Genomic DNA, 11,424 nt, shown 5'->3' with positions numbered 1-11,424 from the left:
CTTGCGGGTCTGCTTGCGCTTGCCGGCGTACTCGGCATCGGCGAAGGTCATCTGTTTCATCATTGAAAAGCTCGGCGACTGGTGTCCGGTAATTTTGCCAAATCAGGAAGTCTTTTTCAGCGTTTCCCTAGAGCAGCAAACAAGCCTATTAACATCAGCAAACCGACCCATCGACGGCACCGGTATCGACAGATCGGCCTTCAGGTCCGCAACTGCGGATCAGTTGCGGCGTGACGGTCCAGGTTGGGGTGACCGGGTACCGGATTGCCCCGCTTCACCAACGGTGCTTCGCAAATCGTTCAACTCGCTTCGCGTCAACTCAACCAGCTTCTCCGTGCGCAGGGCATCGACTGTTCTGCCCAACGCATTGAGTTCCAGGTTGTACCGCTGCGTATCGATTCCGCCATCAGCCCGGCGATCCTCCAGTGCGTCCAGGAGCTCATGACGCCTATTGGCGACAGCATCCGCGATGTTGCGCATTTGTTCTGGATGCCGCTCCTGCAGGTAGGTCGTCCAGTAGTCACGCGACGCCATGCTTACCAATAGCGCATCGCTGCGCTCTGCCTCAAGAATCGAGGTGCGGGTGCGCGCCGCCAGTTCTCCAGTGATCGGTGCGCCGAACGCCATGTGCGTAGGCTGCCCCGGCAAATCGATGCCGTCGCCCCATCCGCTCGTCAGGCCAATGCGATAACGCAAGCGCACTTCCGCCCGATCCCTGCCCTGGCCAGCCGCTTCAGCCAACGTTTCGACCCTCTCCAGCCGGAACAACTGCCGCGACAAGCGCAGCAACGCCTGGCCCCTGAGCAGGGGACGGTCCAGCGGAATGTCACGCAAGGCCTGAAAGACAAACACACGCACTTCCAACTCGCTAAAGGTCAAGATGCGGCCATCGATGCAAGTACCGTGGGTTTCGGCGTTTTGAAACAGCAACTGACGCAACTCACTATTTTCGCTGGCAGCGTCCATGATGTTCCAGACCCGTCGCGTCAGTTCTGCCCGGTCAAACCTGAAATCGAACGTATCAGGCAACAGCGCAAGCAATTGGAAGAACCGCTCGTGATCGCTTTCTTCGGCCAACTGCGCCCAGATCCGGCTCCGGACCGTGATTTGTTCACTGTTTGAGCCCACCAGCCATGGACTCAGCGCCTCGGCCGATGCATCGCCCGTCGGATCAAGAAGAGGTTCGACCGCAGCGACAGAGGCATGCGGATCATGACGGCCATTAGCGCCTGCGCCACCATCGGAGTCGTCATTGGAGTCCGAGATATCGTCTTGTGGCGCCTCTGACATAGCGATCAGGCTATCGATTTCGTCTCGGGAAAATCCTAGAACCTCTTCGCGATTGCCTGACTCAAGGTAATCCCTGAGTTCATAAAATGTGTTGAGCGACAGGTCTTCGTTATCACTCAAATCCATTCCGTCCACGAGCCTCTGATGGCTGCCATCCAGCAACCCCGCCGGAAGATCAGTAAACTCGTTGCCGCTCAAGTTCAGCACACCCAGCTCTTGCGCGTTCAATAGCTGGCTGGGCCAGTTTTCTATGTCGTTATAGCTGAGGTCCAGTGCTTCGATCTGGCCAAAATCCGGAGGATCGAACGTGACCAGTCTATTAATGGTCAAGTTAAGCGAACGCAGGCGACCGTTTGTCAATAACGGGTAAGCCGCCGCAGGCGGCAAATAGTTATCACCGAATCCCAGATGCTCCAACTGCTCCATTTGCAGGACAGCATCCGGAACGGCGGTCAGTTCATTGCCGCCCAGGTCCAATCGATTCAAATGAGCAAAGGAACCGAAGAAACCATTTGAGCCCCGTTCGGTCAGCAAGACACCCGAAAGCTCCAGCGTTGTCACGCCAGGAAATTGCACACCCAACTCAGGCAAGTCGCCCAATTGCAGACCATGCAGGCTGAGTGTTTGTCCTGCCCCACCGTGGCGTATCAGTCCCTCTTGCCAAACCTCACGAATGCTCTTGGCCGCCAGCGCGCGGCTTTGCACGGAAACGGTGCCCCCTGCGACTCGGACTTCTCTGATAAAGAGCCAGTCATTCAACCGACGAGTCAGCGAGACACACGATTGATGCCACTGGCTGACCTGCTCGTCGATCTGCGTCTCGGTCATCCCGTTTTCACGCCATTGCCCGAGCTTCAGGGCTGCCTGTTCCTGGGTCAGGATCGGATCCAGCCGCTGCAGGCGCAGTTTGCGTCCCGCATCCCCCTCGACCACGGCCCACGCCTCGGGCGGCGGTAATAGAAGTTGAGCGATCGACCAGCTTGTTTCCGTCGGCGGGAATTGATCCGGTACAGACTCCTTGGCAAATCGGGCCAATGCCCCATGGGGAAGCCCTCTTGCATCTTCGACTCGCTGATGTGCCGCACTCAAGGCTGCCTCGCCTTCAGGGCTGAAGAGGTTACCGGCCAAATGGGTCTTTAACAGGACTTCATCATTGGACAGCACTGTTGGTGGGAGCGACTGCAGTTGGTTATCCCGCAAGTCAAGCCAGGAAAGCTGCGTCAGGTTCTCGGCACCGGTTGGCCAAGCCCGCAACTGGGTGGCTTTGAGGCCCAGTGCCTTGAGCCGGGTCAAGGCACTGACATCAAGCATCTCGAGCGGGTTGTTTTCCAGATTCAGTTGCTCAAGCAGCGTCAACCCATTGAACTGCGCTTGAACAGTAGGCGTGACGAGCAGGTTGTTGTTGCGCATATCGAGTTGCGTCAAGGCCGGCAAGTCTTCGGCGTCGAAAGGCAACTCGGTGAAGCCGTTGCCGCTTATTTCCAATGTTCGCGTACCGCTGAATGCCCTGAAAAAGTTGCGCGCCTGCCGGGGGGAAACATCCAACGATCCCAAGCGCAGCGTTTCTACGTGGGAGAAGCTTGCGGGCGGCAACGCTGGGAGCGCTGCAAACAGCTTACCGGGAAGAGCAGACCCGGAAACCGGCAGCTCAAACAAGGAGCCCCCTGCGGTCGGCAACCCCAGGCGTCGGCGTACAGCGCCGCGCCAGCTGTCTCGCAACGCTCGAAACAACAGACCTCCGCCCTCCCACCACACTGGCGAAAGCAAGGCGTATGACAAATCTTCCGCCCCCGTCGGCTCGAAAAAAAACTGCGCAAAGATTCCATCGTGTTCAGCCCTGAGTGCTTCTACCGCAGCAAATCGTTCCTGAGGAGTATTGGAGGCACTGTCAAATTTCACGGGCAGGCGCCCGACAGACTCGGCCTCCCCGACCAGCAAGCGCAATTGCCCGCGACAGTAGCCGTCCACCATTTGATCCACGTCCACCAAATGGCCGAACGCTCCCGAGTATTCGCTGACGTACCGGTAGGCGCGCGCGAACGCTTGCGGAGTCAGCGCTGACCAATTCAGCGATAGCCCGGCCCACAACTTTTCGTGCCCTTCGAATATTGCATCCGGCAGCGTACGTATCGATGTGCGCGACAGCTCCAGGCGTTCGAGCCGGGGAAGACGCTGCACGTATTCAGGCCATTGCGATAACGTTTGAGGCGCCTCGATTTTCAACGTACGCAAACGGCTCAATGGTGTCAGGTCAAGGTTGTGCATGGCGGTCTGATCGAAACCTGAGTAATCGATGTGCAGCACCTCCAGTGAAGTCAGCGAAGAGAGCCTTTGTGGAAAACTCTCGGCCAGCGAGACAGCAGCGGTGGAAAACCGCAAGTTGGTGAGTCCTGGCATCTGGCTCACCGCGTGCGGCAAGGTGGTCAACGGCGGGTGCCCGAAGGACAGATCGAGGAATCCGGATTCCCTGAGGCCAATCTCCAATTTCGTGACCCCAGGGAAAAGTGCCAGGAAGGCATCCGCATTGGCGTCTGTCATGCCGCCGCCAATCACCGACAATTCCCGTACATGCGCAAAATGGGTGGCTATTGGGGGCAGCGACACCTCACAGGAAAGCACCAGCCGCGCGCCTTCGGGGGACTCTTGCGCTAACGGGCGATTGCGCCAACCGTCCCTGAGCGCCTGCGCAAACCTATTTTTATGCGCATCGGCCGGGCTGCCGAGCGTCTCGCCCAGCCATTGTTCAAGCGTGCCGTCGAGCGACTCCCACTCGCGCTGGCGCGTTTGCAGTTCCAAATAGATCTGCCGTTCGGTCTTGCCCCGTTGTTGCCTGATGAACGCCTCGGCCTGTGGCTCGCTGGGGTAAAGTGCCTCCACCCGCGCCTCAATGGAAGGATGCATTCCCCTACCCCGGCCGCTCGCGTAATACCCCTTGAGCGTCGCGCTCACGCGAACCGGTGGTTTGAAGCGCTTGGCGGGGGTTTCAAGGAGCTGGGTCATGTCCCCACGATGCAGGTAGGCGTAATCGATGATCATGCGTTGCAGCTCGGGGCCGTTCCCCTCCGGCAGCCCCAGTGCGGAACGCGCATCAGCGGGCAGAACCTGCAGGATCGAACGGTAGAAGTTGCCGCCCCGCGGGGGCATGCCACCAGGCTCTTCACCCTGCTCATTGAAGGCCTGATAGCCAGGTCCGTTTTTGATCAGGTATTTTTTTTCAGGCGCATTCTTGTCGCCGATACTTTCGAGCAGCGCACCCGTGTCGCTTCCCTCGCGCACTTCCAGGCGCAGCGTAACGGGCCAGCCCGGCAGTCTTTCCAGGGCATGCAATGCCAAGCGTCGGCTGTCGGCCGAAACGATATTGTCGTTGTGCAATCGCGCATACGCCCGAACCTGACGTCCTTGTCGTGCATACCAGCGAGCCTCTTCGAGCATGTTCAACGGTGCGCGGCGCCTTGCGTCAAGACGGGCGAGATCCGCAGCACTACCGTGGGCGATGATCTCCTGGGCGGCAGCCTCGCTAAGGCCTGGGCACTCACGCTGCAAAATCCTGATACGACCGTCCACAGGTTCCGTGCCCTTGTAGATCCTTTCAAAAACTTGCTGCCGGGTTAACCCTCCCGGATTTGCTGCAGCTTGCAACTGATCAATCTCCTGCGCGGCCTCGGCATCCGCCTTGAACAGCCGTATCGCATCCCTCAGCTCGGGAGGGGGCATCGTTCGGTCCATGTGCATTTTGCGTAGCGCGTTATCGCTGACGCCGCTGACATCGGCGAGCCTGAGCAACATCTCATCCGAAAACGCCGAGGTCTCATGGCCCATGCGCCTGAGCAGCGTCAGGCGATCCCACGTCATCGGGCGCTCCAGCGAATGCCGCCAGGCTCCGTTGCCGTTATGCAGGAGGATTGGTTGATACGCCGCCTCGTCCGTTGGATGCTTGATTCGCCATTTGTGGATCGATGCGTCGAAAAACTGCTCGTACACCTTTCCCCCTAAACGAATATGGGTTTTCCCATCGACTTCGTATTGCCCCAGCGCGTTCGGAGTGCTCGTATCGGTGAGTGTTACAGCGCTTTCATAGCTGCTCAGTTCCGGCTTCCACAAGCGTGTTTCGCCATTAGGCAACCTCACAGGCTCAAGGCACTCGATCACGGGTTCAGGCTTGATGGCGGCCAGCTTGCTGACCCCGGCCCCCACACCGGCCATCGCGCCCATCAACGCCAGGTTTTCTGCGACGTCGATCAAGTGAGCCTTGGCTGCCCGTTTGTCGCCCTCGCCCCACTCGACCGCACCTTCAAGGGTTTCATATAAAAGCTGTCCCGCCATGACGACCATCATGACCTCGCCCAACACCGGAACGAACATCGACAACATGTTCACCGCAGACAGCCCTATTTGTAGCAGGTTGGCCAGCTTTTCTTGCCTTGCCTTGGCGTCGACGTCACTCGTGGGCACCGCATGACTGCGCGCATCGGCCAGCACTTTTTCACGGTGTCGCTCATAGAGGTAGTGCCACGGATCCAAGTTATCGTCCCACAACGATCGGCCTTTCTGCGGCAACGTCGAAGGGGCGATGTAGGGATTTGGTTCGCGCTTTGCCTTTAAGGGATCGGGAGGGACTCCCGGGAGGTGCATCATCAGTGAAGAGGGTATGAAAGGTTCAAAAATGCCCAACCATGGCGCAGGCAATTGGATGCCTGGAAAGCCGGCTGCCTCCTGGACAAACTGGCTGAAGAAATAAGGTCGTTTATCGTAGGGCACGAACTGACTGAAAAAGCGCTGATAGGGTGTAGGACCGGTGTATTCCAACGGCGTGGTTTCGGGGGTGGTAAGCAATTGCCTGAAGCGTGTTTCCAGTTGGTCGCCGTCGTAGCGCTTCATTGGATATTCAGGATCATGGGGAACATAAAGAATCATTTCGTCGCTGTAGCGATGTAGCTCACAGATCGAGAACGCGACACAGCCCACCAATCTTTGCTTCATCAGGGACATGTCTTCGAACCAGACCGGCTTTTCGCCCATCCAGGGGTTATTTTCACCCTTGATGACCGAGAGAATCATCGCGTGATCCCTGGGTTTGATATCCCCTGTCAATAGCGCCTGCTCGGCTGCGGCCCTCAACGCGGCTTTCTGGCTGGCAATGAAGTGCTGGCGAAGCGTCGCTTCGGTCGCAGCGTCAGCCGGGTAGAAAAATGACTTGAGGTAGGCTTGGTACTTCGCACCGATGTCCAAGGTGCGGCACAGGGCGAGGAATTGACCGACCGACACATTCAACGCTACGGGCGCGTAAGTGCCGGGTGCGTCCTTCTCCACCATGAATTCTGATGTTTCATGGTAGGCGCCGTGCTCGCACTCCCAGCTTTCGAAGTTGTGCAGCGCAACCTGCAGCAAGGGCAACTTGAACAATTCGAACGAAGAAATTTCCACCTTGATCACGGTTATTTCCCATGGCCGTGTAAGGCGTAGCAAGGTTTTGTCGACATCCACCTCTACCTGGAACTGATCCTTCAAGGCCTGGATCAAGAGCGGCCTGGCAAACGTGTCGATGTCCAGGAACGACGACAGGGTCTTATCCAGTTGATTCTGTGCCGCAAGACTTTCCTTAAAACAGGCATCCACCACCTTGCGCTGCTCTGGCGAAGCGTTCGCGTACCAGGCCGGCATCTGCGTTCCGACTTGCTTCATCGCCTGCCTGCGTTGCGTCGAAGCCTCGATGAGCCATGCCGGCATGGCGGCTTCCAGGAAGTCCGCGTGCAGACTCTCCGTGGCCCGTGGCTTTGGCTGTATTTTTTCCGGGGACTGTGTGGAATCGGGTGACATACATCGCTCCTTTGAATGAAGCGACAGCAGACCCGTTTAGCGAACCGCATGGGCGGTACATAGTTATAGGTCGATGGAAACTGTGTAATGAGGGATTTAAGCCTGCAGAGATTGGCTATGCTCTCCACATACGACCTTGTGTATGGAGAGCATCATGGACGAACCAAGCGAAAATAAGGCGCCCACCCTCTGGCAAATGCTCCACAGCGTGGGAGCGGCGGCCCTTGGCGTGCAAAGCGGAAAAAACCGCGCCCGCGACTTCACCCACGGCAAGCCAAGTCACTTTATTCTGCTGGGCATCCTGTTTACGGTGATTTTCGGGTTGACGTTGTATGGGATCGTCAATCTGGTGTTGTACTTTGCGGGCGTATAGAACGGATCTGCAAATATGGAACCGGGCCTCTTGCGAAACGAAACAGCCATACCGCCCGTCTCGATCTTAGTCGCTCTAGCGCCGCCCCAGGGCATCGAGCGAAAAGGCATAGCGCTCGCCATCCGGATGAGACACCAGGCTGAAGCGCTTGAAGTCCAGGCGATAGTCCTTGGCGGGATTCATGCTCAACCACGCGCGGGCGCGGGCCGGATCGAGCGATTGCATCAGGTCGATCTGCTGGTTGTAACCGCCATGACGCGCGAGGTCGACGCCTCGGGCGTGATCATGGAGCAGCACCATGGCCCACCCTCCCAAGCTGAAGTGCCCGGTGAACAGCACGCTCAAGCGCCCGTCGATACGGGCCTGGAGCGCCGCCCTGGATCTGTTCATGGCGCTGAACAACACATCCTTGCCCGGTTGGCGACCCGCCGCCTCGAACGCCTGCATGGCACCCAGGGCCATTTCATCGTTGGCCGACCAGACCAGCTCGGTCTGCGGATAGCGCTTGACCAACTGGCTCGCCTGCTCATGAGCCCGTTCGCGATTCCACTCGCCATAGACCAACTGGCGCAGATGCACTTGCGGGTGCTCGGCCAGCGCCCGGAGCAGGCCCTTCTCGCGCAGTTGCGCCGAAGGGGTGAGTTTCTTCCCGGAAAAAGCCAGCAAGTCGAGGGTCTGCCCAGGTGCCAGCGGTCCGTATTGGCGCAACAGTTCCTTGAGCATCAGGTAACCGCTGCGCTCATCATTGGGCACCAGGCTGCCGAGCAACTCGGGAGGTGCGGCACCGTTCTCTGTCAGCAGGCGAGTCTGATCGCTGGTCAACGTGTTATTCACCAGGAACAACCTGACCCCACTGCTCTGCGCCAATTGCAGGATCCGCGGGGCGACATATTGATCGTTGACCAACACCAGGTAGTCCGGACGGTTCTTCGCCGTGACGGCCTTGCGCGCCAGGCGAATCATCAGTTGGGGATCGCGCCCGGCATACTCCACGCGCAGCCGCAAGCCCAGCTTGCTTGCCGCCGCTTGCATGAATTCGGTGTAGCTGACCCAGAAGGGTTCGGTGGAGTGGCCCGGGTTCAGGAACACGACCGAAGGAGCAGTCGAACTGCCGGGCAACGCCTCGGAAGAAGAAACCACATGGGCGGCTTGGGCCTGCGTCCAGAATGACAGGCATAACAGCCCCAATAGCCTGCAGATAAACTTCGACACACCGCCCGCCCCAAGTAATACGCCACCCAGTATAACGACCCGGGTGGCGAACCGGCACATGAACGCGAGACCTTCATGTGGCCGGCAACCGCTCGAACCTATTGATGGCTGACCCAGAACACTGCGGTGCCCACCACCAGGATAATCAGGAACAAAATGGCCCAGGCATCAACAGAACTGTCGCTTTTCCTTACTTTGGTCGGATTGCTCATTGCATCGCCTCTTGTCGGTTTTGTAGGTGATTGCATAGGAACTCGACCACAGTTAAGACGATGATTGCCCGCACGACAAATGTGGGTTAGGCAATAATCAATCTCATTAGTCGATTTGGTTCTTTACATATACTCAAACATCACTTTTGCGCATAACTCAAAACAGGTATCTTGCACCGGCTCCTCTAGGAGTGCGCGGCCGTGCGCGCAGAATTGCCGAGGCAGAACCCGATTCCAGCGAGCCAACATGCAGCTGTTTCTGATCGGCCCAAGCCTGAGACCGAGACTTATATGTACATATATGACGAGTACGATCAGCGGATCATCGAGGACCGCGTCAAGCAGTTCCGTGATCAGACCCGACGCTATCTGGCAGGCGAGCTGAGCGAAGAAGAATTCCGCCCTCTGCGCTTGCAGAATGGCTTGTATATCCAGCGCTTCGCCCCGATGCTGCGCGTGGCTGTGCCTTATGGCCAACTGACCTCGCGCCAGGTGCGCAAGCTGGCGAAAATTGCCCGCGACTACGACAAGGGCTACGCCCACATCAGTACCCGGCAGAACGTCCAGTACAACTGGCCAGCCCTGGAAGATGTGCCCGAGATTCTCGCCGAACTGGCCACCGTGCAGATGCACGCGATCCAGACCAGCGGCAACTGCCTGCGCAACGTCACCACCGACCAGTTCGCCGGTGTCGCAGCCGACGAGCTGATCGACCCGCGCCCATGGTGCGAGATCGTCCGCCAGTGGACGACTTTCCACCCGGAATTCGCCTACCTGCCACGCAAGTTCAAGATCGCCATCAACGGCTCGACCTCGGACCGTGCGGCCATCGAAGTCCACGATATCGGCCTGGAGACGGTCTACAACGCGGCCGGCGAACTGGGCTTCCGTGTGCTCGTCGGCGGTGGCCTGGGACGTACGCCGGTGGTCGGCGCGTTCATCAACGAGTTCCTGCCGTGGCAGGACCTGCTGAGCTACCTCGACGCCATCCTGCGGGTGTACAACCGCTACGGTCGTCGCGACAACAAATACAAGGCGCGGATCAAGATCCTGGTCAAGGCCCTGACGCCTGAAGTGTTCGCCGAGAAGGTCGAAGCCGAGATGGCTCACCTGCGTGGCGGCCAGACCACCCTGACCGAAGCCGAAGTGCATCGCGTCGCCAAGCACTTTGTCGACCCGCAGTACAAAGCGCTGGGCAATCAGGACGCCGAACTGGCAGCCCTCGACAAAGAACACCCAGGCTTCGCCCGTTGGCGCGCCCGCAATACCCTGGCCCACAAGAAGCCGGGTTATATCGCGGTGACCCTGTCCCTGAAGCCGACCGGCGTCGCGCCAGGCGACATCACCGACAAGCAACTGGACGCCGTGGCCGACCTGGCCGAGCGCTACAGTTTCGCCCAACTGCGCACCTCCCACGAGCAGAACATCATCCTGGCAGACGTCGAACAGAGCCAGTTGTTCACCCTGTGGGGCGAGCTGCGCGAGCAAGGTTTCGCCACCCCGAACATCGGCCTGCTGACCGACATCATCTGCTGCCCGGGCGGCGATTTCTGCTCGCTGGCCAACGCCAAGTCGATCCCTATCGCCGAATCGATCCAGCGTCGTTTCGACGACCTGGACTATCTGTTCGACATCGGCGAGCTGGACCTGAACATTTCCGGCTGCATGAACGCCTGTGGTCACCACCACGTCGGCCACATCGGCATCCTGGGCGTGGACAAGAAAGGCGAAGAGTTCTACCAAGTCTCCCTGGGCGGCAGCGGTAGCCGCGACGCCAGCCTGGGCAAGATCCTCGGCCCGTCGTTTGCCCAGGACGACATGCCTGACGTGATCGAGAAGCTGATCGACGTGTACATCGAACAACGTACCGAAGACGAGCGCTTCATCGACACTTACCAACGTATTGGCATCGACCTCTTCAAGGAACGCGTCTATGCAGCGAATCATTAAGAACAACGAGGTCATCGACGAAACCTGGCACCTGCTGCCCAAGGACGCGACCCTCGATGGCATCTCCAACTGCGACGACCTGATCGTGCCCCTGGCCCTGTGGCGCGATCACGCCCATGCTCTCAAGGCCCGCGACGGCGGCTTGGGCGTGTGGCTGGACGCCGACGAGGAAGCCGAGGACATCGGCGAGGACGCCAACCAGTTGCAGGTCATCGCCTTGAACTTCCCGGCCTTCACCGATGGACGCAGCTACTCCAACGCCCGTCTGCTGCGTGACCGCTTTGGTTTCAAGGGTGAATTGCGGGCAATTGGCGACGTACTGCGCGACCAGCTGTTCTACATGCGCCGCTGCGGCTTCGACGCCTTTGCCTTGCGTGCCGACAAAGACCCCTACGAAGCCCTCGAAAGCCTCGGGGACTTCTCGGTGACCTACCAGGCTGCCACTGACGAACCGCTGCCGCTGTTCCGTCGCCGCTGAAAAAAAACCATGAAAAAGCCCTGATCCGGTGTACCGGCTCAGGGCTTTTTTGTTGCTGAATGATCGATGCCCAGCCCACCCCCGAACCACTG

At 58.8% G+C, this 11,424-nt stretch carries 5 protein-coding genes; 3 read left to right on the top strand and 2 right to left on the bottom strand.

From position 1 onward, the window contains the following. Positions 1-219 precede the first annotated feature (219 nt). Positions 220-7,107: an NEL-type E3 ubiquitin ligase domain-containing protein gene (locus tag AACY42_RS14330; protein WP_339480180.1), complete on the bottom strand. Its 6,888-nt coding sequence runs from the start codon at positions 7,105-7,107 to the stop codon at positions 220-222. A 154-nt stretch (positions 7,108-7,261) separates the two neighbouring features. On the opposite strand from AACY42_RS14330, the gene AACY42_RS14325 reads away from it, so the two are divergent. Further along, positions 7,262-7,480, top strand: coding sequence for a DUF2970 domain-containing protein (locus tag AACY42_RS14325; RefSeq protein ID WP_018604755.1), 219 nt, complete (start codon positions 7,262-7,264; stop codon positions 7,478-7,480). A gap of 75 nt (positions 7,481-7,555) precedes the next feature. On the opposite strand, the gene AACY42_RS14320 is transcribed toward AACY42_RS14325, so the two are convergent. Then, entirely contained in the window at positions 7,556-8,692 is a 1,137-nt protein-coding gene (locus tag AACY42_RS14320) for an ABC transporter substrate-binding protein (RefSeq protein ID WP_339480179.1), read from the bottom strand. 503 nt (positions 8,693-9,195) lie between these two features. Between AACY42_RS14320 and AACY42_RS14315 the strand changes: the two genes are divergently transcribed. Then, entirely contained in the window at positions 9,196-10,854 is a 1,659-nt protein-coding gene (locus tag AACY42_RS14315) for a nitrite/sulfite reductase (RefSeq protein WP_339480177.1), read from the top strand. Further along, entirely contained in the window at positions 10,838-11,332 is a 495-nt protein-coding gene (locus AACY42_RS14310) for a DUF934 domain-containing protein (protein WP_339480175.1), read from the top strand. Before AACY42_RS14315 ends, AACY42_RS14310 begins: the two co-directional genes overlap by 17 nt. Positions 11,333-11,424: the final 92 nt, after the last annotated feature.

Origin of the sequence: Pseudomonas sp. RL_5y_Pfl2_73 (genome assembly GCF_963970515.1) — a bacterium.
In the GTDB taxonomy this organism is placed as follows: domain Bacteria; phylum Pseudomonadota; class Gammaproteobacteria; order Pseudomonadales; family Pseudomonadaceae; genus Aquipseudomonas.
This window is presented reverse-complemented; position numbering and strand designations above follow the sequence as displayed.

Bases quoted from the DNA above. Each gene is read 5' to 3' on its own strand.
- AACY42_RS14330 (WP_339480180.1), bottom strand. From the start codon at position 7,107: ATGTCACCCGATTCCACACAGTCCCCGGAAAAAATACAGCCAAAGCCA.
- AACY42_RS14310 (WP_339480175.1), top strand. From the start codon at position 10,838: ATGCAGCGAATCATTAAGAACAACGAGGTCATCGACGAAACCTGGCAC.
- AACY42_RS14315 (WP_339480177.1), top strand. From the start codon at position 9,196: ATGTACATATATGACGAGTACGATCAGCGGATCATCGAGGACCGCGTC.
- AACY42_RS14325 (WP_018604755.1), top strand. From the start codon at position 7,262: ATGGACGAACCAAGCGAAAATAAGGCGCCCACCCTCTGGCAAATGCTC.